The organism is Chryseobacterium sp. CP-77 (assembly GCF_036362765.1).
GTDB lineage: Bacteria > Bacteroidota > Bacteroidia > Flavobacteriales > Weeksellaceae > Chryseobacterium > Chryseobacterium cupriresistens.
Window position 1 is genome coordinate 155,874 of the sequence record NZ_CP143637.1, and the last position, 20,900, is coordinate 176,773.

The 20,900-nt window shown below is 30.7% G+C and carries 22 protein-coding genes; 17 read left to right on the forward strand and 5 right to left on the reverse strand.

Features of this window, described 5'->3' with window-relative positions; genetic code table 11:
• The first annotated feature begins 157 nt into the window (after positions 1 to 157).
• Together V0410_RS00680 and V0410_RS00685 are read left to right on the forward strand one after the other, a co-directional pair.
• Positions 158 to 1,225: a dsDNA nuclease domain-containing protein gene (locus V0410_RS00680; protein WP_330745882.1), complete on the forward strand. Its 1,068-nt coding sequence runs from the start codon at positions 158 to 160 to the stop codon at positions 1,223 to 1,225.
• Between the two features lie 51 nt (positions 1,226 to 1,276).
• A complete protein-coding gene (locus V0410_RS00685; RefSeq protein WP_330745883.1) occupies positions 1,277 to 2,980 on the forward strand; it encodes a hypothetical protein in 1,704 nt (567 codons plus the stop codon).
• Between the two features lie 299 nt (positions 2,981 to 3,279).
• On the opposite strand, the gene V0410_RS00690 is transcribed toward V0410_RS00685, so the two are convergent.
• Entirely contained in the window at positions 3,280 to 3,876 is a 597-nt protein-coding gene (locus V0410_RS00690; protein WP_330745884.1) for a Crp/Fnr family transcriptional regulator, read from the reverse strand.
• Between the two features lie 625 nt (positions 3,877 to 4,501).
• On the opposite strand from V0410_RS00690, the gene V0410_RS00695 reads away from it, so the two are divergent.
• The 3 genes from V0410_RS00695 (at position 4,502) to V0410_RS00705 (ending at position 6,813) form a co-directional block, all read left to right on the forward strand.
• A complete protein-coding gene (locus V0410_RS00695) occupies positions 4,502 to 4,825 on the forward strand; it encodes a hypothetical protein (RefSeq protein ID WP_330745885.1) in 324 nt (107 codons plus the stop codon).
• Positions 4,826 to 4,888: 63 nt separating this feature from the next.
• Positions 4,889 to 5,884: a PDDEXK nuclease domain-containing protein gene (locus V0410_RS00700; RefSeq protein ID WP_330745886.1), complete on the forward strand. Its 996-nt coding sequence runs from the start codon at positions 4,889 to 4,891 to the stop codon at positions 5,882 to 5,884.
• A gap of 284 nt (positions 5,885 to 6,168) precedes the next feature.
• On the forward strand, positions 6,169 to 6,813 hold the full coding sequence (locus V0410_RS00705) for a DUF3592 domain-containing protein (RefSeq protein ID WP_330745887.1): 645 nt from the start codon (positions 6,169 to 6,171) through the stop codon (positions 6,811 to 6,813).
• Between the two features lie 290 nt (positions 6,814 to 7,103).
• Here V0410_RS00705 and V0410_RS00710 read toward each other — a convergent pair whose 3' ends face one another.
• Entirely contained in the window at positions 7,104 to 7,697 is a 594-nt protein-coding gene (locus tag V0410_RS00710; RefSeq protein ID WP_330745888.1) for a Crp/Fnr family transcriptional regulator, read from the reverse strand.
• A gap of 388 nt (positions 7,698 to 8,085) precedes the next feature.
• Here V0410_RS00710 and V0410_RS00715 point away from each other — a divergent pair, with 388 nt between their 5' ends.
• From V0410_RS00715 to V0410_RS00735, 5 genes are all read left to right on the forward strand, one after another.
• Entirely contained in the window at positions 8,086 to 8,682 is a 597-nt protein-coding gene (locus V0410_RS00715) for a Crp/Fnr family transcriptional regulator (RefSeq protein ID WP_330745889.1), read from the forward strand.
• Between the two features lie 80 nt (positions 8,683 to 8,762).
• Positions 8,763 to 9,218, forward strand: a complete 456-nt coding sequence (locus tag V0410_RS00720) for a hypothetical protein (RefSeq protein WP_330745890.1) — start codon at positions 8,763 to 8,765, stop codon at positions 9,216 to 9,218.
• 457 nt (positions 9,219 to 9,675) lie between these two features.
• A complete protein-coding gene (locus tag V0410_RS00725) occupies positions 9,676 to 12,288 on the forward strand; it encodes a tail fiber domain-containing protein (RefSeq protein ID WP_330745891.1) in 2,613 nt (870 codons plus the stop codon).
• Between the two features lie 256 nt (positions 12,289 to 12,544).
• A complete protein-coding gene (locus V0410_RS00730; protein ID WP_330745892.1) occupies positions 12,545 to 12,937 on the forward strand; it encodes a response regulator in 393 nt (130 codons plus the stop codon).
• A gap of 10 nt (positions 12,938 to 12,947) precedes the next feature.
• Entirely contained in the window at positions 12,948 to 13,550 is a 603-nt protein-coding gene (locus V0410_RS00735) for a Crp/Fnr family transcriptional regulator (RefSeq protein WP_330745893.1), read from the forward strand.
• A 632-nt stretch (positions 13,551 to 14,182) separates the two neighbouring features.
• On the opposite strand, the gene V0410_RS00740 is transcribed toward V0410_RS00735, so the two are convergent.
• On the reverse strand, positions 14,183 to 15,064 hold the full coding sequence (locus V0410_RS00740) for a DMT family transporter (RefSeq protein ID WP_330745894.1): 882 nt from the start codon (positions 15,062 to 15,064) through the stop codon (positions 14,183 to 14,185).
• Positions 15,065 to 15,136: 72 nt separating this feature from the next.
• On the opposite strand from V0410_RS00740, the gene V0410_RS00745 reads away from it, so the two are divergent.
• On the forward strand, positions 15,137 to 15,994 hold the full coding sequence (locus V0410_RS00745) for a LysR family transcriptional regulator (protein WP_330745895.1): 858 nt from the start codon (positions 15,137 to 15,139) through the stop codon (positions 15,992 to 15,994).
• Here the strand turns inward: V0410_RS00745 and V0410_RS00750 are convergent.
• Together V0410_RS00750 and V0410_RS00755 are read right to left on the reverse strand one after the other, a co-directional pair.
• Positions 15,991 to 16,518 carry a GNAT family N-acetyltransferase gene (locus V0410_RS00750; protein ID WP_330745896.1) on the reverse strand — a complete coding sequence of 176 codons (528 nt, stop codon included), beginning with the start codon at positions 16,516 to 16,518 and terminating at the stop codon, positions 15,991 to 15,993. The two genes, V0410_RS00745 and V0410_RS00750, sit on opposite strands and share 4 nt — an antisense overlap.
• 4 nt (positions 16,519 to 16,522) lie before the next feature.
• Positions 16,523 to 16,984 carry a GNAT family N-acetyltransferase gene (locus V0410_RS00755; RefSeq protein ID WP_330745897.1) on the reverse strand — a complete coding sequence of 154 codons (462 nt, stop codon included), beginning with the start codon at positions 16,982 to 16,984 and terminating at the stop codon, positions 16,523 to 16,525.
• Positions 16,985 to 17,215: 231 nt separating this feature from the next.
• Here V0410_RS00755 and V0410_RS00760 point away from each other — a divergent pair, with 231 nt between their 5' ends.
• The 6 genes from V0410_RS00760 (at position 17,216) to V0410_RS00785 (ending at position 20,845) form a co-directional block, all read left to right on the forward strand.
• The gene (locus V0410_RS00760) at positions 17,216 to 17,614 is read left to right on the forward strand and encodes a hypothetical protein (protein WP_330745898.1); all 399 of its coding nucleotides are present in this window, start codon (positions 17,216 to 17,218) and stop codon (positions 17,612 to 17,614) included.
• A 227-nt stretch (positions 17,615 to 17,841) separates the two neighbouring features.
• On the forward strand, positions 17,842 to 18,534 hold the full coding sequence (locus V0410_RS00765; protein WP_330745899.1) for a hypothetical protein: 693 nt from the start codon (positions 17,842 to 17,844) through the stop codon (positions 18,532 to 18,534).
• Between the two features lie 78 nt (positions 18,535 to 18,612).
• A complete protein-coding gene (locus V0410_RS00770) occupies positions 18,613 to 19,413 on the forward strand; it encodes a hypothetical protein (RefSeq protein WP_142017835.1) in 801 nt (266 codons plus the stop codon).
• A gap of 143 nt (positions 19,414 to 19,556) precedes the next feature.
• A complete protein-coding gene (locus V0410_RS00775) occupies positions 19,557 to 19,817 on the forward strand; it encodes a hypothetical protein (protein ID WP_330745900.1) in 261 nt (86 codons plus the stop codon).
• Between the two features lie 29 nt (positions 19,818 to 19,846).
• A complete protein-coding gene (locus V0410_RS00780) occupies positions 19,847 to 20,143 on the forward strand; it encodes a hypothetical protein (protein WP_330745901.1) in 297 nt (98 codons plus the stop codon).
• A 105-nt stretch (positions 20,144 to 20,248) separates the two neighbouring features.
• The gene (locus tag V0410_RS00785) at positions 20,249 to 20,845 is read left to right on the forward strand and encodes a Crp/Fnr family transcriptional regulator (protein ID WP_330745902.1); all 597 of its coding nucleotides are present in this window, start codon (positions 20,249 to 20,251) and stop codon (positions 20,843 to 20,845) included.
• Positions 20,846 to 20,900: the final 55 nt, after the last annotated feature.

Genomic DNA, 20,900 nt, shown 5'->3' on the forward strand with positions numbered 1-20,900 from the left:
CCGTAATTTGTTATCAGATAGAATATTTATCTTTGAATTCTATATTCTTATAAGAAATAATTATTACATTAGTGAAAAAATAAGTGTCTGTATAACAGTGCATATAAATAATTTTATGACAAAGCTAAATGTCATATTGAACCAAAATAAAAACTAAATGCCAGAAAAGAGAAATCCTTTATTTGAAGCTCAAAGAGAAAAATCCGGTTCAACAACTTTGAGTAAGTATTTATTTCAATATCATTGGGCTTTATATAAAATAATTACAGAACACAGTAATATTCCCGAATATGCTGTTTTTCTTGAATTACATGAAGATGTTATAATATGTAATTCTTTAGATGCTAATAAAGCAAAGTTTGATTTTAATCAAGTCAAAACAACAAATGTTACATTTAACACTAACCAACTCGTAAAAAGTAAAAAGAATGGAAGTTCTGTTTTAGGAAAACTTGTAAAAAGTGGTTCTGAAAAGCCATTTACAAAGTATATTAATAAAATAAACTTGATAGCAGTTAAAGACTATGGATTAGAATTAAAAAAAGAAGGCGCTACACTTAAAACAATTACTAAAGACGACTTGTCAACAAAACAGTTAGATGAATTAGAGCTCGAACTAAAAAAAGAAATAGGTGTAAATGGGCTTCCCGATAATTTACAGTTTATTGTTACAAATCTTCCTGAGACAAATTATCAATTAATAACAATTGGAGCGATTGCCGAATTAATTAATTCTCTCTTTCCACATTCTTATACAGACGCTAAAAATATTTATACCACACTTATAGATGAGTTAATTCGAAAAGGAAAAGAAACATATGATTTCACACTTTGGGAAGAAGTTCTCAAAAACAAAGCACTAACTTCTGTACAAGTAGTAAATGTAATCGCCCAATTTACAAATATTAAGAATGAATCAAATATTGATATAGAGTTCAATGATATCTGTAAAGAACTTAACTTAAAGACTGTTCAATCAAAGCAACTACGACAACAGTTTAATAGATATAGAACACAAAAATTAAGTAATAGAAGCACACTGCAGTTGGACACAACAAAAAATGTAATTAAGCTGATAAATGAAAACTTCTCTAACGGAGTAACTGACATCAAAGATTTAATAAATAATGTTAGTAAATCACTGCCTCAAAATATCAAAAAGCAGTTCACAAACGAACAAGAAACAACATCTGCAATTATATGTGAATTTATAATGATGAACTAATGAATAAAGAAAATTTTAAAATACTAATTAGAAACCTTAGAACAAAGAAAAATGCAAAGCTTAAAATTCAGTCGTCTTCTAGTACTATCGAATTCCGAAAAATTAGCAAATCAATTCGAGTTCAGCAAAACACTGAATCTGATAACGGCAACTGATAACAGTGTTGGTAAATCTACGTTGTTAAAATTGATTTTCTGGACTTTTGGCTGTGAACCGGAGTTTGATACTAGTTGGAAATCAAAAGATTGCACAACTTTAGTGGAGTTTGAGATTTCTAATAAGTTATATAAACTTAAGAGGTATAAAAATCAGGTTACTTTACTTGCACCAAATTCTAAGGCTGTATCTTATGAAAAGATAACTGGAGATTTTTCTAAAGACATTGCTGACCTGCTTCAGTTTAGAGCTTTACTACCTAATCAGAGTACTAACGAACTTGAAATCCCACCCCCAGCATATTATTTCATCCCATTTTATATCGACCAAAAAAGAAGTTGGTCTACTGCTTGGAACAATTTTGAAAATTTAGGACAATATAGAAATTGGAAGGAAACAATTGTTAAATATCACATAGGACTTTTAACTGCAGAACATTTTGAAATTGAGATTGAAAAATCAGAAAAAAAGTTTAGTCAAAATATCGTAAAAAAAGAAATTGATAAAATTGAAACAGCTATTGATATTGTTTCTAATTACATCCCTGAACCATTAACTACTGTAACTACTGTTGATCAATTAGAAATACTTACAGAGAATATTAAAAATGATTTACTTAATTTGCAAGAAGAACAAGAACAGCTGCTTGAAAATTTAGCTCTTAACAATGCAGAATTATCACATCTAAATCATCAAAAAGAGATTACAGAGAAAATTATTGTGGAGTTAGATTCTGATTATCGATTTACTGTCGAAAATATTCCTGATGACGAAATAGAATGTCCACTATGTGGTACAATGCACGAAAATTCTATCGTTAATAGAGCATCAATCCTAGTTGACAAATCGCAGGCAGAAATACAATTATTCGAAATAGGAAAAGCACTCGATAAGTTCGAAAACAAAATTTCTGCTAATAATAATAAGCTAAATGAAGTTAAAAATAGAATTGATGAAATTAACTCAAAATACATCATCGAAGACAGAAATGAAAATAAAATAAATTTCAATCAAATAATCGAAAGTATTGCAGGTAATGCAATAAAACAAAATGTTGAGAAAACAAAAATTGAAAAAGTAAATCAGGTTCATGAAATTGAAAATGAAATAAAAAATCTAAAAAGAGAGCAAAAAGAGCTTGTAACGAAAGAAATTATAGAAGATAGAAATGATACTTTTATCTCTCTCTTTACGGATTATCTTAGTGAGCTCGCTTACGATTCAATCAATTTATCTGAAATAAATTCTCCGTTAGACTATAATAAAGTAATTAGGGAAGGCGGAGCTGCTGAAGGAACAAGAGGAATTCTTGCATATTATCTGTCAGTATATAAAATGGTTGAAAAATATCAAAACGAAGTTCTTGCTCCATTGGTAATTGATACTCCAAATCAACAAGAACAATCAGGAAAAAATTATGAAAAAATTGTAAAACTTTTATTGAATAAGTTTGGAAATGGGCAGGTAATAATAAGTGCTATGGAAAACGATTATTTAAAACCATTAAAATTAAAATCTAAAGTTATTACACTGAATTCTGCACGACTACTAATTAAAAAAGATTACGAAAAGATAAAGAAAGAATTAGATTCAATATAAGCACGGCAATAAAAATAAACCATTCGATGAAATATAAAAAGCTACTCTATGTAACATCTTTTCTATACTTAATAGTGTTTCTTTTGTGTTTTATTTTAATACAAATAGAAGTGAGAAATACATATATTGATATTATTTACTCAGCGGTTATCTTATCAACTATGGTTACTATTGTAGCTTTATATTTTAATCTAATACTAAAGCTAAAAGATAAATCTAAAAAAATAATCAAATGCAAGAAAAGCAAATACTTATAGATTATTTATCTCAATCAAAAAACAGTATGATACCAAATAATCTCAAATAACGATCTTACGGCCATCTAATTGCAAAAGACCTTGTTCTGCCATTTTCTTGATAGATCTGATTACCGTTTCAACTCTCAACCCAGTTAAATTAGCAATTTGTTGTCTTGTGTATGGTATGATGCATTTGCTCCCCTGTAACTTAGATTGTGTTGATTTTAAGAATTCCAAAATATTTTTAATTTTAACTTGAGGATCGGTACTAGACATTGTTAACAACATCATGTACTTATGAAATAATCTGCTTGAAAGCAAATGAAATATCTCCAACATTACATCATTATTTTCATTTAACAGTTTTTTGAAATCCTCTTTTGGTAATTTTATTATTTCGCAATCTTCCCTGGCAATTCCATTCATAGGGTAGGGCTGATCGATGAAAAGAAGAGATTCGCCAAAACTTTGACCATCAGAAACAATATTGTGCGTAAACTCTTTACCATCATCGAGGTAATTATTCAATTCAACTGTTCCGTGCACTATTTGATAATAGAATAAAGGCACGGCGCCCTCTGAGAAAATTACATCTTTAGAATTGTAATTTTGACATATCGCACCATATGAGAATAAGAGATCTTTACTAATTATCATATTACAAATTTTTAAAATTTTATAATTCTTCCTTTAGTGAAATTGGTATTACTTCCCATATCAAAAAGAAAGCCAATTTATTAGTAAATGAACGTAAATAAACAATTATAAATATAATATTTTATAAATTATTGATTAATAAATAATAATTAGAGTTTATAACTTGAGTCATAATACTCGTAGTTCTTATAAAGTAAATTTGATATACCATAATAGTTGTACAATCTCTATGTACAGTTGGCTCTCCCCTAAAGGGAGAGTTTTTGCTAAAAAACCTTTCATATAGGAGACTAAGTTAGTTTTAGTCATAAGGATGAATCCTTTCATAAATGTTTTGATTCTTTAATATATCCAATTCTACCATTACCTTGTTCTTGGAGCTACTAATGAATAAGTGGTCAAATTGTATATTTGAATTTCTAAATAAGGATATTGTTAAGATATTTTAACCTCCTTTAGTCCTGGGTGGTTTTTTATGATTATGCTCCTTTTAGACATTATCAAAATTTTAAAAATTTGATGAATATTATGAATTAATTTAATTTGTGGTTATCAAATCTAACAGTTAGATTATTGAGATTTATTATAATAACTATAATGAAAATTAATCTCGTAAAACGATTACATGAAAATATTAGGATTAATTTTAATTTCATATTTGATGGGAATTGTAACCCAAAGAATAATTAGCTATTACAATTACAAAAAAGAGAGTAAAAAATCTTTAGAAGGTCTAAAAGATCTACAAAAACGTTTGGAGGAAAATATTAGGCAGGTTGAAACAAGTACGTTTGATGGAGTAATCACCTTAATTACAGGAGAAAAAATTGAAAGTGAATTTTTTCATAGAATTTCTGATGATGTTTTTATTGATAGAAAGAACAAAACTGAATTTATTCGAGATAAAATTGTGAGTATAAAATATATTGATGATAGAAGAAAGCATTAATCTCAAAAAAAACCATCTTGAGGTTAACTAAATTATACACAGTAAATTTTGTAATTTTGGTAAATGATAGAAAAAACACCAGAATTTAATCAAGACCTTTACAGTTCTATTGCAAAAATTATTGTTGATGCCAAAGACCAAGTTTATAGAAACAGTAATACTATATTGCTGAAAATGTATTGGGAGATTGGGCAGCTTATTATTGAGGATGAACAAAATGGTGAACTTCGTGCGAAGTATGGAAAGTCAGTCTTAAAGAATCTTGCTAATCATCTATCATTGGAATTTGGAAAGGGATTTAATGAAAGAAATCTTAATAACATGCGAGCTTTTTTCATTGCATTTCCAATTTGGAACGCAGTGCGTACCGAATTGAGCTGGACTCACTACCGAATTATTAGTAGAATTGAAAATCCTGAACACCGAATACAGTATATAGAACATTCTATTGAAGGAAACTGGAATACCAGGACACTTCAAAGAAACATTGACAGCCAGTATTTAGGTAGATTAGTAAAATTTCCGGAAGCAGAAAACAAAGAAATATCCAATTATATTAAAGACCCCTACATATTTGAATTCTTAGGACTTCCTTCAGACATATCACAAACTGAAACTCAAATAGAATCAGCTCTAATTACACACCTTCAGCAATTTTTAATGGAGTTAGGGAAAGGGTTTGCGTTTGTTGCCAGACAGCAGCATATCGTTACTGATACTTCAGATTTCTATATAGATCTGGTATTTTACAACTATTACCTTAAATGCTTTGTGCTTGTAGATCTTAAAACTCATAAGCTGACTCACGAAGCCATTGGGCAAATGGATATGTATGTAAGAATGTATAATGATCTGAAGAAAGGAGTTGATGACAATCCCACAATAGGAATTATTTTATGTACCGAAAAAGATGAAACGGTAGTGAAATACTCCGTAATGTCAGAAAATGAGAAGCTATTCGCAAGCAAATACAGAACATATCTTCCTGACGAAAAAGAACTGAAGAATTTGATAGAGGCAGACAGAGTGAAATTTGAGCTAGACAATCAAAAAAAATAAAAATACCCAACATAAATACCTGCTTAAAATCTCAAAAAACGATTTGATTTGAGATTGCAATTCGGATATTGAGTGGGGGTATTTTGCTTTTTATAATACTAAGCTATTCAACATTATTATAAAAATGGTTTATAGTAAAGAAATTTAATTAAAAAGGATCGTTATACTTCCTTAAACGTGATATATTTTTAAATACAATAAAACTATATTTGCTGACTGTCCTATAGTTATCGTAGACACAATGCAATTTCAATATTAAAAATTAATGACCAGTAAAATTTACAATGGAAAAAAGGAAGGTACCCGCATCAGTCTTGTTGAATCAGTTATGGGAGAGAAAGCCGTTTTCAACTATCGGAATCAACTTTATTGTATCAGCTATAATTGTAGCTATCTTAGTATTTATCATCTTTTTTGCAAATAAAGAAACATATGAGACTTACGATTATCAAAAAATAAATAAAGATGGTGCAGCAACAAAAGCTGTTATTGTCGATATTGAAAAATCTGACATAGTATTTAACGGAGAGGTCGTATATATCCTTACTTATAAATATAATGCGAACCGTAAAGTTATAACTGACCGTTTTAAAACAAGTACCTCTGATGGTAATACACCTTTATTTAAAATCGGTCAGGAAATTGAAATAAAATATTTGAGGAACCAATCGTTAATTCAGAACAGCAAACCTTTTGTGTTTTCTCCTTTGTATATCATTATTATTTTGTCTGTATTTTTAGTTTTGGGGATTATATTTTTACTTATAGCGCTCTTGCCCTCTCTTAGAGATTACAAGCTTTATAAATTAGGCATTGTCAAAGAAGCTGAGATTATTTCACTTCAAGTTGAGGCTAATATAAGATCAAATGGACCAATGGTAATTTACAGATCCGGACTTCAAAGGATAATCGTTCATTATTTTTTTTAGGGAAAAAATGGTAAAAATGTTATCGGTCAGTCAATGACCACAGACTATTCCATTATTAAAAAAAGTCCTCAGGAGATAAGATAAAAATTTTCGTTTCAGAAGATGATGAAAATACGTCATGCATCATACCTGACCTACATGCAATGAAAAATAACTGGAACATTTAAAATTAACAATATACTTCTTCTGATTTTTGCAGATATTTTAATGGTGCTTAACTGCAACTTTAAGTGTTATCGGTTTAAGGTTATATTTATGCATTACATAAATTATTATATTAAAGAATTAAGTTAAAAGTATATTATACCATCAACAACTCTAAGATTACCATTCTTTTCCATTTGTTTGACGGATCTTATTACTGTTTCGACCCGTAATCCAGTAAGGTTAGCAACCTGTTGACGCTTCAAAGTAACTCTATATGAAAACTGTGTTTTGTCAGTTTGATTTACTTTTAAAAGATTAAAGAAAGTAGTAAGCTTCATTATAGGGCTTTGACTGAACAAAATTCGGCTAAGGATATATTTTCGTTGCATCTGCTCTGAAAGGTTATAAATTATATTAATTGCCAAAACAAGGCTCTTTTCCAGCATGATCTGAAAATCCACCTTTGATATTATTAGAATTTTACAGTCTGTCAATGCAACTGCATTGACAGGATAGTCTTTCCCACTAAATATTGAAAAACCAATAATATCTTCTCCCGCTCCTAAGAGATTATGGAGCATTTCTTTATTAGTGTTTTCTAGGCTATTTAACTTAACTTTACCTTCAATTATTTGAAAATAGCTTTCCGGAATTGCACCTTCGGCAAAGATATAGTCTCCTATTTTATAATTTTGAATGTAGGCCCCTGCTGTTTGCAATATAGCTTCTTCTATCATAATATGTTAGAATTTTGGTATTAAATTTACTTAAGTATTTAATAAGTATTTATGATTGATCTCACAATATCAACACTCTGTTGAAATATTATAATGACCTTTAAATAAGTATTATTGGCTCAATTTGTTTTGGATTAATAGCCTTTGGTTATATGAATCATATCAATTAGCATGCTTATCGGTATTATGTCTCAAAACAATATTAAGAACTCCGATAAAAAATGAAAAGTAATAAATTACTGTATATTCTTCATGGGAAAATACATTGTTTAATGTTGTAATTTCATAGGACATGTCTCAAAAATTATATTTTTATGGCTTAATATTTGTATGTATATAGTGCCAATTTTTACTAGGATTTTCTGCACATCATTACAAAAGCAACAATATGATTATAAATGAAAATCTTCTAATAGGGCATGGTGCCCAGTATGTAGAATACGAAATAAATCAAACTATATTTGAAGAAGGAAGTACGCCGAAATTCTACTATCAGATTGTTGAAGGAATAGTAGAACTTAACAATTATCAAGAAGAGGGCAAAGAATTCACTCACAATATTTTATCATCCGGACAATGTTTTGGAGAATCATTATTGTTTAATGAAAAACCTTATCCGATGGCAGCTGTTGCTCAAACACCTTGCAAAATATTAAGATTGTCAAAAAGCATTTTTCTTAATTTATTACAACAAAATACTGAGGCATCGCTAAATATGTTCAAATGTCTTGCTGACAGACTTTATTACAAATATATTATGTTGTTCAACATTTCATCAAATAATCCTTCACAGCAGTTAAAAACTTTAATGGATTATTATCACGATTATAACTTTAGTGATGCTCATAAGTCGAATAAAATCCCGCTCACAAGAAGACAGTTAACTAACCTTACTGGATTACGGGTTGAGACGGTTATTAGAACTGTTAAGAAAATGGAAAAAGACCATATATTAAAAATTGAAAACGGAAAAATTTATTACTAATAACTACATCTCATCAATTTAGCAAAAATGAATATTCAATATCTTGAATCATAGTAAAGTATTCTCAAAAACGATAACTTATGAAAATTATAGGACAATATGAAATTGAAGAAATTGAGAAAGTTTTTAATAGTATAAATGATTTAAAGAATTATAAAATTGATAGTGAGCTGTATGGGTATTTTCTCCATGATATTTATGAGAAAGATTTTTGGAATTATGTACAAAATATTGATCCTAAACTTTGCAACGAGTATAGAGATTTAAATTCTGGAGATGACAGCTATGAAATGATGCATATTCGCCAGAAAGCTCAGCAAAAATATTCAGAAAAATTTCATGAAATTAGAGATAAATTCTATTTAGTAAACGGGCAAATTTACTCTTATAAGTACATTGGTGAATATAATATTGGACACGTAATAGAAATTACGGAGTATGAAATTAAAGATGTCCATTACTTACTAAATTCTTTAGCTAGTGATATGAATGAACAGAAGAATAGGAATTTATTGCAAAGAATTTTAAACAAATAAGTGCAGAAGAATTAATGTCATTGGAAGTCTACCGTGCTTGAAGGAGATTCATTTGACCTGTAAATATTTTAGCTTTGTATTAGAAAATAGCTTCAAAAACAATTAATTATATTTTTGGAAAGTTTTTTCCAGATAATCAAGTTCATAGTGTTTCCTGCACCTTACCTATTACCTACTTGTTTTGATAAAACATGATGCATTTGGTAATTAATCTCAGTTAAATTTCATTATCATCTACTTTTAATTTTATCTGATAAGCTCTTAAATAAATTTTCATCTTAGTCACACTTATGAATCAACGAATCAAAATATTTCATATTTTGAAGTTACTATATTTCATTACATGGTGAAATTTAACATTTGAAATGGAAAAATTCACAGAATAATGATTAAATTTACATTACACTTAATCAACAATTTAGACTTACAGAAGGACTAACCACAAAATTTATTAATTATGAAAAAAAAAATCTTTCCTATTGTAGTGGTAACTGTTATCTCTACAATACAACTGAAAGCGCAGGTAGGTATTAATACCACATCTCCACAATCTACCTTAGACATTATTGCAAAAAATAGCACTGGTACATCTACCAATATAGATGGACTTTTAATTCCAAGAGTAGACAGACTAAGAGCTCAAAGCATGACTTCTGCTCCAGTTTCTACAATGATTTATGTACAGAATGTGAATAATGGAGCACAAGCAGGAACCGCTATAAATATAGATTCTATTGGCTACTATTATTTTGACGGAACCGTCTGGGCAAAGCTGAATTCGAATTCGAATATAAATATTTATAATTCAAACGGTGCACTTTCTGGTAACAGGATCGTTTCTCAGCAAAACTATAGGCTTACTTTTGATACAAATCAGATAAATGGTTTTTCCGTAGCTGGAAATAATTTTTCTGTCGATGGAGCCAATAACAGGTTAGGTTTTGGAACTTCAAGCCCGATAGGTAAAATAGATATCGTTTCGGATAATGCTGGGGGTGGCGGTGGCAATGATATATATTTTAATGGTTTTGGAACTTCGACTGCTCCTGGTTTTTTTCTGGGTAGTGCTAGAGGAACTGCTGCTAATCCAGCCAATCTCATTAACGGTGATGTGATAGGGGGAATATATTTTAGTCCAAGAATAGGCGGTAATTTTACTCTTACTAATTCTTCGAACATTACTTCTACCTATTTAGGTGATGGTACAACCAACCTAACTGATTTGAAGCTTTCAACTTCTGGAATTAATAGGTTAACAATAAATGAATTAGGTAATATCGGTATTGGCACTACTCTTCCAACGACCATACTAGATGTTAACGGAGATGCGAGAATACGGACTTTGCCGACAGGTACATCGACAGATAATGTAATTACTACGGATGCTAATGGAAATTTAAGACAGATTACTGCAGCAACTTTAGGATCAACAAACAATTGGAGTAAAACGGGAAATGCAGGAACGATACCTGCTACCAATTTCATAGGGACTACAGACTCTCAGGATTTTGTAACGCGTACAAATAATACCGAAAAAATGAGAGTAACTTCAGCAGGAAACGTGGGTATAGGCACTGCTACTCCAGAAGGAAAACTTGTATTAGTATCAACACCGTCTACTCAAGCGTTAATTGCCAGGACAAGTACTCTAACTACAAACCAGTTTTTACAAGGAACCATTACTGACGGTACTATTACCAATGCGTGGGGGATTCAAAATAATAATGATGCTGTATTTTTCGGATCCAGTTCCGCTTCAAATTTAAGTTTACGAACAGCAATGATAAATAGGCTTTTCATTGAAAATGCTACAGGAAATATAGGGATTGCAAATAATGCTCCAACCAATACTCTAGATGTAAATGGTGGGGCAAGAGTACGTAATTTACCTACTGGTGCAGCTGCAGATAATGTTATCACAGCTGATGCAAATGGGAACTTAAGACAAATCGTAGCAGCAACCTTTGGTGCAACAAATAATTGGAGCAAAATCGGTAACGCGGGAACTACACCTGCTACTAATTTTATCGGAACCACAGATGCTCAAGATTTTGTTACCCGCACCAATAATACGGAAAGGATAAGGGTAACATCAGCTGGTAACGTTGGAGTTGGTACAAGTACACCTACCGCTGCATTTCATTTAGTAACCACAACAGCAGGAGGAATGATTAGTGAAAGAGCTACCGCTGGATCCGGCACAGGATCGCCTGCATATCTTGTGTTAAGAAGAAATAAAGCAGCAACTCCTACCGGTAATGCTGCCGTAATAAGCGGTGATGGTTTAGGGGCTGTTTCCTTTGTAGGTAATAATGGAGCTGGGTTTACCTCCGACGTAATAAATGGAGTTTCTATGGTATATTCGGAAGCTACTGAAACATTTAGTGCTACAGCCGCAGGATCCCGTTTGGAGTTCAGAACAGTACCAAACGGAACATTAACAAATGTGACCCGTATGAGAATTGAACAAGACGGTAAAGTAGGAATAGGGGTTCAGGCAACAACCGGAAGGCTTACAGTTGGCGGGAGTGGTGCGGGTAGTACACCTATGCTATCATTGACTAATACAAATGTAACAGGAAATCCTACTTTAAATATCTATCCGGGATATACTTCAAACGGGTCTTCTATTGTTGAAGGTAATCAATATGCTGTTGTTTTTGATCAGGATCCCGGGACTTCAGCGGGTACGACTCAGTCATTATATGATTTTCATGGGCAGCTTCGCGCTGTTTCCACGTCCAGCCTTTCAGATAGAAGAATCAAGGAGGATATCACCGAAATGAAGCAATATGGTTTAAAAGAAGTGCTAAAAATGCAGCCTCACAATTACATTCTGAAAAAGTCTAAAAATAGAGATATTGGGTTTATAGCGCAGGAATTAAAAGCTATTGTTCCTGAACTTGTCCAAGGAACAGAAAGTGAAAACTCTTTGCTTTCTGTCGATTACTCTAAAGTCTGTCTGATTCTTGTCAATGCTATAAAAGAGCAGCAAAAAACTATTGAGGATCAGCAGAAGATGATTAAGACTCTGCAGACGGATGTTATGGGCTTAAAAGGAAAAAAATAATTTTTTTAACTAGTTTATTATGAGCCTATATACTTTATTTCTAAGAAAATTAAGAATTTACTATTTGTCACAAATTATATTATGTTATTAAAGTCTGCAGCTAGATTTAGGATCATCCATTTGGAGCTGTAATGAAAATATGCTTGTTTATACGGTAGATCTATTTTAAAATCCACTAGAAAAATTTGTCGGTGAAGCATCCACAGTTTATATATAAAGAATGTTAACCATTCTTCCAACACAAAATATCATGAGTATGTCACAAAAAATAATTCTTCTTATAGAAAGTGATACAGTATTGATAGAGATCATACAATTAATTTTTCAAGAATATAGTTATCAGATTAAAGTAGAACAATTTTCTGCTGATATTATCAATAAAGTTAATTTTATAAAACCCGATATAATATTGATTGATTCACATGTTTCTGGTAAACATTTGACAATTACAACACATCTTTTAAAGCAACATAGGTGTTTTTATAAAATCCCGATAATTATAATGAGTACAGATCTTCAAGTAGAAAAATTAGCTGTTGCTGCAGGAGCAGATGACTTTCTGACTAAACCATTTAATATCTGTGAATTTGAAGATAAAGTACTAAAATATCTTAATCAACACGATCTATCTTTTTATATAAACACTTAATTGTAAATGTATGAATATGATTATATGTAGTAATATTTTACTTCAAAATGACGGAGAAATTGTAAGCTATCAGCGTGGTAATATTATCTTTAAAGAGAATACTGATCCAAAATATTATTTTCAAATTAAATCGGGAACTGTCAAATTAAATACTATTACTTGTGACGGAAAAGAATATTTATATGGTTTACCTTTTCAGGGGCATTGTATAGCTGAATCATATGTTTTTTCTCAAAAAAAATATCCGTTTAATGCAATAGCGGTTACCAACTGCGAAGTTATAAGATTAATAAAAAGTAAATTTCTTGATTTAATGAAACATAATCCACAGCTTTTAATGGATGTTTTTGCTTACAGTTCTGACAGAACTCATTATAAGAATTTGATGCTTTCTACATTAGGCGTAACAAATTCCATGGAACGATTAATAAAATTATTAGATTACATCAAAGATTTATATAGGCCTGGAAGTAAAGAACCATTTATTATTCCTTTTACTAGGCAACAATTAGCATGCTTATCAGGATTATGTCTCGAAACAATAATCAGAACTGTGAAAAAAATGGAAAGTAATAAATTACTGTATATTCTTCATGGGAAAATACATTATTAAAGTGTTGTAGTTTTATATAGTAAGCCTCAAAAAAGATGATAACAAATTTACCAATCTATAAACTTTTGTGAAAACTAAATTATATAAACGGTAATTTATATTATATCTGTTTTCTTATAGAATAACAGCAATTTATATAAGTCCACAACTCTTATAAAGTGTTGTGGGCTTTCTATTTTCTAATAGATGTAGTTAACTTACTACATGAACTTCTATTTCCTACTACAAGGAAACTTTTATAGTTACAGTAATTTTGTATTGTTCAAAAGTGCACAACTAAATAAGAATAAAAATAAATAATACGATCATGACAAAACACTGGTACGGTTGACTTTACTTACTACAACAGACTTATAAGTAAACTTTTTTCATATTAATATTTTGTGATTTGGTGTTTCGAAGGCTTCCAACGGGGAGTCTTTGATTTTGTATGTATTGATACTAATATAGAGAAATTCAAAATCCGGGAATAAGTATCGATCAGCTATAAGGTAGAATCTATGTTTTGGTTATTAAAGTCTAATTAATACATCACCAAACATTCGGTAAATTATTAAGCAGTTCAATATCTTTTTAAAGTTACAAAATCTCAAAAAATGATAATGAAAAGAAAAAAATATCTTCATATATAGCTATAAAGCTTTGTTTGATACAAAACTCTTTACGTTAGCTTCTGTAATGAAAGTTGCAACCATAATAAGGCTTCCTCCTATAAGTAAGCGCCAAGTTAAATTTTCATCCAAGATAAAATAAGAAGCAATTGCAGCGAATACCGGTTCAAAGAGGTATATAATTGCTACTTTTTCGGCAGTAATGTATTTTTGGGACATATTTGAAACTGAATACATAAATGCGGTAGAAAAAATTGAGCAGTAAAAAATGCCGGTCCAGAAATTGTTGTTTTTTGGCAGCCACTCGGAAGAACTAGTGAATATTGATATAATAAACATAATTAATGCAGCAGTAACAAACATTGGGACTAATGTTTCTATAATATTATTTCTTTTTGTAAATTTCTCAACTTGTATCATATAGTAAGAAAATCCTATTGTTCCAATTAAAACGTAAACATCTCCGATATTTACTGAAAATTGCGCAGTTATGGAAATTATGGCTAATCCCATTAGCGCCAGTGTTGCGGAAAACCAAATTTTAGACTCAATAGTGGTCTTATAAAAGATTGTTTTTAAGACTGGAATAATTATTACGCACATGCCTGCTACAAAAGCACATTGTGAGGCTGAAGGATGTTTAAGAATTCCCAAAGTCTGAAAATGGATTCCGAAAGTTAGTGGCATGGCTAATCCTATACCTGCTACAATAGAATGTATTTTAGCATTTTTCAATTGTTTATAGAAAATTATACTTATTGCGGCTGCTGCTAAAAGAAACCTGTAAAATAAAAACACAGATGGAGCATTATTTCCGACTGACATTTTAGTGACAGGAAAAGAAATTCCCCAGAATGCAGTTCCTAGAATTAAAAGAATGAGATATTTATTTTTCTTTTCCATAATTTTTTATATTGGATGATTTTCAAATCGGTTTACTGGTTAAATTTGCCAGACTACTAATTAATCTGCGTAATGGATATACAACAACTCAAATATTTTCTTGCTTTGGCCGAAGAACTTCATTTTTGGAATACTTCAGCCAAAATGAATATCACACAATCCGCATTAAGCCGTCAGATCCAGTCTTTAGAAAATGAGTTGCGAGTACAATTGTTTTACCGTGACAAACGAAATGTTAAACTTACGCCCGCAGGAAAATTCTTGCAGGAAAAATGGAGTGAAGAAGTAAGCCGAATGGACTCCTTCCAGCAAATGGCACGTCAGATCCATTTGGGTGAATCCGGAATGCTCAGAATAGCACATCCTGATTCCATTTCATCGTCTGTCATACCAGATTTTGTCAAAAAGATTTCTGTTACTTTTCCGAAACTTACCCTGGAACTCGTTCAGCTGACAAATGAGACCCAGGAAGATTATCTTAAAAACTATAAGATCGATCTGGCGTTTTCCCGGGATAAAAACCGCTCTCCGGTTATTGATGAGAAAAACCTGGCTTCCGAAGATCTATGTCTTGTGGTTCCTGAGCATCATCATTTCAAAACTTTAGAAGAAATTTCTACAGAAACATTGAAGCATGAAAGGTTTATGCTGACAACAGGGCATGACAGCAGCAGCTACAATATGCTGGTTCAGGAGGTGATAAAATCGTATCATATCAGCCTTGATTCATACATCCGCTGCGAGTTCGGATCAACAATCATTTCACTAATTAAAAGTGGATTGGGTATTTCCATCATGCCTCAATCCTATCAGTTTCATCAAAATAGTGGAATCCGTTTTATACCGCTTCCTTTTGTTACTGATCTTTATATTCAGTGGCGAAAAGACGATCCCAATCCGATTCTTAACAATATTCTGGCGTTGGTTTAAATTTGATTTCTTAAATCCAGTTTCATCATGATATCGGTTTGTTCTTCCTCCCCAAGTCTGAAAATATGTTTGTCAAATTCCTTAAAACCATTTTTCCTGTAAAATGCGATCGCTCGGTCATTCTTTTCCCATACACCCAGCCAGATATAATGGACTTGCTTTTGTACTGCAATTTCCAAGGCTTTTTGATAAAGAACCTGTCCGACTTTTTTGCCATGAAACTCTTTAAGCACATAAATTCGCTCGATCTCAAGTGCGTTGTCAAGCTTATCTTCAGTTTGGGATAATCCCATGTTAAGCTTTAAATATCCGATAACTTCATTATCAAGTTCGGCAAAATAAAATTCAGAGTTTTGATCATTAAGTTCTGTAAATAGTTTCTCTTTAGAAAAACTTTTTTCAAGATATATATTCATACTCTCCTGAGTATTATCTTCTGAAAAAGTTTCAAAAAATGTTTTTTTACTAATTTCCTGTAAAGGAACTATTTCGTTTTCTGCAATTTGTCTTAGAATAATTTCCATTTTTTTATATTTTCCACTCGTAATTAATCCATTCATTATTCTCCTCTGCACCAAGACGCTTATAAAATTTTTGTCCAGCTTCATTCCATGGGGCAACCGTCCATTTAATTTGTTTACAATCATTTTTTTGTGCTTCTATCTTTAAAGCATTCATTAATTGTTCTCCAATTCTATGACCCCTGTACTTTTCATCAACATAAAGTTCTTTCATATAAATCGCCGGTCTATTTTGTGCAGTATAGGGAAGAAAATAGTATACGAGCATTCCTGCAATTATGTCTTTATCAGCAGCTATTAGACAATAGAAATCAGGCGGATTTTTACGAAAACCGCTCGCTTTTACAATTTCCGGAGTGATCGCAAAACTATCAATATAATTTTCAAAGACTGCCAGTTGCTCCATTAAAATCCATATTTTTTCGCTATCAGATTCTAAGGCTTTTCTTATAATAATATTTTTATCCATTTTTACTTTTTATAGTTACAAAATTACAGTATAGATTAATGCAAAGAAATGCTAATTTTTTATTAATTGATTCAAATAACGCATTAGTTGCATATGTCTAAAAATTTTTAAATTAAAATAAAAACATAATAAAATAGTATATTGCTGTAATTTATTTTACAGAGAAATAATAGTCTCAAAAAACGATGAGTTCCAAAATTTTATTTTTATTTTTATGTAAAACTTATAATTATGGAACGTTTTTTACAGTTTAACTACTTGGAACGCCCTGGCATTCGTAGAACGGCATACTTAACCCCTCCTCATTTTCCTTCTACTCCTGTAACTAATACAGGTACAGACGATCCTCAGTTGATGATTATTAGAGATGATGGTTCTAAAGGAGGACCACATGAAAAACTAACATATTTAGGAACAGACGGCCGAATCTGGTTTTGCACTGTACATGCCGAATATCAACATACCAGACACCAAGTCAAAATCTGGCTTGAGGATGAAGCAGAAGACGGTGAGGAACATGATGATAGTATTAGATTTGCGATAGTAGATTGGAATGGTATTCATCGAGAACTTGAAATTGATGAATGGACAGATAACGATAAGGCTCCCGGATTCCACGTATGGAAGTGATTCGGATGTTCATTAATTTCTATAGAGAGCATTTTTATCATACTGAAAACCATTCTGATATAAAAAACTCAAAAACGATCCCATGGCAGCATCTCTTAAATTTTTAAATAAAAATAGAAAATTTAATTAGTGGCATATCAATTATTTTAATACCAGTTTCTGTTATTTCAGTTTTATTGCTATTACTAAAAAAATGAAAGTGATTAATCTCAAAAAACTATATAAACATGGTGATCTACGAAATTGAAGAAACAGGATTAGGTATGAATGATGATAGGTTAATGAATCAACTTGATAAAAATATTGTACCTAACTATAATAGCTATTTTGGTGAAGAGTATCATGTTTCTGTTACTTTACAAGATGATACATATCTTCCTTGCGTAGCTCTTAGGCACTTGGGAAAAGCAATTGATTTATTATATGATGAATTACACAAACCTGTAAATATAGGAATAACTAGTAGAAGAGCTCTTAACCAAGAAGATGTTCAACGCGATAAAATTGAAAATCTACTTCAGGGTAATATAATACATTTATCAGACATAAAGAAAATTGAAAAGTGCAAATTTTCTTTTCCTGAAATGTTTTTAAAGAGACTAAAATTTCAACCTACTAATTTCTTTCTTGCTAAATTTAAGGATGGTAGTTTTGAAAATTTCAGGTCTAATATGGGATTATTTTACGAATTACCAGAGGATAAAAATTTTGAAGAAATCCAGGAGGTTTATGATTCTGAATTAATTTTAAAAAATGGTAATATTATTAAATTAAAAAATTTGTCTGATTGGGGAAATAATCAAAGTCTATTAAAAAAAATATATGTGAACAAACCCTATTTTTGTTGCTATTTTGGTGGCACATGGAATGAAAAAGACTTTAATGATAAATTAAAAAAAGTTCGAAAAAATTTTAAATAGATGCGTACTATTAGGGTTTTATAATGAGGATAAAACTTTAATGATTTTATAATTATCTCAAAAAACGATCGACTATAAATGAAAACTTATCTTAAAAGAAATTATCAATCTGCTAGTTTATTCCCTATAAATCAAAAAATTGTAGGATGGGACTTATTACCAATAGAAGGAAAAGGTTTAGTTGCAAAATTTACCGGAAGCGATAGATATGCGCATATAGAATTAATTATGCAGAAGTCCGATATTGATTATGGATCTGAAGTTTTATGGAACATAAGTGAAAATCAAATTCCTTACAACTTTGGACATAGATCAATTGTAGATGAAACATTAACATTTTTTACAAATTATGTTTCAGGAATAAAAGGAAAAACAACTTTTCTGAAATTTGAAATAACAAATATTGGAATTCATGTTGTGGACACTCGACCAGAGCACTTTGAAGAAGCTACGATGAAAGCTATAGTTAATTGTTTTGACAAAACTATCAATCCGTTTAATGGTGATTTAGCCACAAGAATTTCAAAACAGACTTTGGAATATAGTCGCCAACATAAACTTGGATTTTTAAAAAATGAAATAATAGAATCACTTAAGATTGATAATATTTCAGAAATTTTCGCGAAAATCTTCAGTAGCGAGAATATAGATTTACGAATGCTTAATGGAGCTAATTTTAATGTTTATATGAATGATAGTTTCGAAAAAAGAAAAGTATTGTTAGAGGCATCAGATATAGAAACCTTAAAAAAATTTGATGCCATAAATGATTGGGAAAATATTACGGATATTGGAAAGGCTCATATTGCAAAAATTTTAAAAGACCAATACGATATGAGTTACCATTTCAATATTAAATTTGAAGATTTTAATAAATGAGAAAAATCCCTAAAACTGCCTAACAATGGTTTTGCAAAATTGCTGTTGTTTAGTCCAGCCGAGCAAACTCAATTTTAATTTCCGCAACTCCCGCAAAGCCAAAGGACTTTGCTATTGCTATTAAAATCTCAAAAAACGATAACATGGATACAAGAAATATTTCTACGACATATACATTTGATGAAGAAAATATTTGTTATGACTGTCGCAATCTCATAAAAAAAGATAGGTTTTATCCTGCACATAAAAATTTAGTTTTAGATAATGTTGTATATAGTAAAATGATTACCGGTCAGGAAGATGAGTTTTATTACACTTGTAAAATTTGTCCTACAATTTGGAGGCATGAGACTGGAAAAGGAGGTTTTGGTTGGCAATTAACTAAATTAAATTCTAACAAGTAAAGTAATCTCAAAAATGATTAAATAACGTAATGACAGAAAACTACATACAATACGCCGGCGGCTATCAGAAAGACAATATTGATGAATTGGATATAGTAAAAGCTATACATGACATTCAATTAATGGATGACGAACATGGAGCCTTTTGGGTTTCAGTTATAACCGATGATGAAAATGTAATTGAAGTAAATAAAGATTTATCACTTTTTGTAATTTTTAAAGGACAACAAACTAATTATCAGGCTAAAAACTGGAACGAAGTTACAGAACTTTATAAGCTATTATTGAGTGAAAAATTCGATGAAATAACAGAGAAAGTAAAATAAAAACAAATAAATCTCAAAAAACGATATTTTTATGGCTTAATATTTGTATGTATATAGTGCCAATTTTTACTAGGATTTTCTGCACATCATTACAAAAGCAACAATATGATTATAAATGAAAATCTTCTAATAGGGCATGGTGCCCAGTATGTAGAATACGAAATAAATCAAACTATATTTGAAGAAGGAAGTACGCCGAAATTCTACTATCAGATTGTTGAAGGAATAGTAGAACTTAACAATTATCAAGAAGAGGGCAAAGAATTCACTCACAATATTTTATCATCCGGACAATGTTTTGGAGAATCATTATTGTTTAATGAAAAACCTTATCCGATGGCAGCTGTTGCTCAAACACCTTGCAAAATATTAAGATTGTCAAAAAGCATTTTTCTTAATTTATTACAACAAAATACTGAGGCATCGCTAAATATGTTCAAATGTCTTGCTGACAGACTTTATTACAAATGTATTATGTTGTTCAACATTTCATCACATAATCCTTCACAGCAGTTAAAAACTTTAATGGATTATTATCACGATTATAACTTTAGTGATGCTCATAAGTCGAATAAAATCCCGCTCACAAGAAGACAGTTAGCTAACCTTACTGGATTAAGGGTTGAGACGGTTATTAGAACTGTTAAGAAAATGGAAAAAGACCATATATTAAAAATTGAAAACGGAAAAATTTATTACTAATAACTACATCTCATCAATTTAGCAAAAATGAATATTCAATATCTTGAATCATAGT

Excerpts from the sequence above, each read along its gene's own strand:
- V0410_RS00740 (WP_330745894.1), bottom strand. The coding sequence starts at position 15,064 with ATGGAAAAGAAAAATAAATATCTCATTCTTTTAATTCTAGGAACTGCA.
- V0410_RS00765 (WP_330745899.1), top strand. The coding sequence starts at position 17,842 with ATGGTGATCTACGAAATTGAAGAAACAGGATTAGGTATGAATGATGAT.
- V0410_RS00755 (WP_330745897.1), bottom strand. The coding sequence starts at position 16,984 with ATGGATAAAAATATTATTATAAGAAAAGCCTTAGAATCTGATAGCGAA.
- V0410_RS00770 (WP_142017835.1), top strand. The coding sequence starts at position 18,613 with ATGAAAACTTATCTTAAAAGAAATTATCAATCTGCTAGTTTATTCCCT.
- V0410_RS00720 (WP_330745890.1), top strand. The coding sequence starts at position 8,763 with ATGAAAATTATAGGACAATATGAAATTGAAGAAATTGAGAAAGTTTTT.
- V0410_RS00705 (WP_330745887.1), top strand. The coding sequence starts at position 6,169 with ATGGAAAAAAGGAAGGTACCCGCATCAGTCTTGTTGAATCAGTTATGG.
- V0410_RS00730 (WP_330745892.1), top strand. The coding sequence starts at position 12,545 with ATGTCACAAAAAATAATTCTTCTTATAGAAAGTGATACAGTATTGATA.
- V0410_RS00685 (WP_330745883.1), top strand. The coding sequence starts at position 1,277 with ATGCAAAGCTTAAAATTCAGTCGTCTTCTAGTACTATCGAATTCCGAA.
- V0410_RS00700 (WP_330745886.1), top strand. The coding sequence starts at position 4,889 with ATGATAGAAAAAACACCAGAATTTAATCAAGACCTTTACAGTTCTATT.
- V0410_RS00680 (WP_330745882.1), top strand. The coding sequence starts at position 158 with ATGCCAGAAAAGAGAAATCCTTTATTTGAAGCTCAAAGAGAAAAATCC.
- V0410_RS00735 (WP_330745893.1), top strand. The coding sequence starts at position 12,948 with ATGAATATGATTATATGTAGTAATATTTTACTTCAAAATGACGGAGAA.
- V0410_RS00695 (WP_330745885.1), top strand. The coding sequence starts at position 4,502 with ATGAAAATATTAGGATTAATTTTAATTTCATATTTGATGGGAATTGTA.
- V0410_RS00775 (WP_330745900.1), top strand. The coding sequence starts at position 19,557 with ATGGATACAAGAAATATTTCTACGACATATACATTTGATGAAGAAAAT.
- V0410_RS00750 (WP_330745896.1), bottom strand. The coding sequence starts at position 16,518 with ATGGAAATTATTCTAAGACAAATTGCAGAAAACGAAATAGTTCCTTTA.
- V0410_RS00710 (WP_330745888.1), bottom strand. The coding sequence starts at position 7,697 with ATGATAGAAGAAGCTATATTGCAAACAGCAGGGGCCTACATTCAAAAT.
- V0410_RS00690 (WP_330745884.1), bottom strand. The coding sequence starts at position 3,876 with ATGATAATTAGTAAAGATCTCTTATTCTCATATGGTGCGATATGTCAA.
- V0410_RS00745 (WP_330745895.1), top strand. The coding sequence starts at position 15,137 with ATGGATATACAACAACTCAAATATTTTCTTGCTTTGGCCGAAGAACTT.
- V0410_RS00780 (WP_330745901.1), top strand. The coding sequence starts at position 19,847 with ATGACAGAAAACTACATACAATACGCCGGCGGCTATCAGAAAGACAAT.
- V0410_RS00785 (WP_330745902.1), top strand. The coding sequence starts at position 20,249 with ATGATTATAAATGAAAATCTTCTAATAGGGCATGGTGCCCAGTATGTA.
- V0410_RS00760 (WP_330745898.1), top strand. The coding sequence starts at position 17,216 with ATGGAACGTTTTTTACAGTTTAACTACTTGGAACGCCCTGGCATTCGT.
- V0410_RS00715 (WP_330745889.1), top strand. The coding sequence starts at position 8,086 with ATGATTATAAATGAAAATCTTCTAATAGGGCATGGTGCCCAGTATGTA.
- V0410_RS00725 (WP_330745891.1), top strand. The coding sequence starts at position 9,676 with ATGAAAAAAAAAATCTTTCCTATTGTAGTGGTAACTGTTATCTCTACA.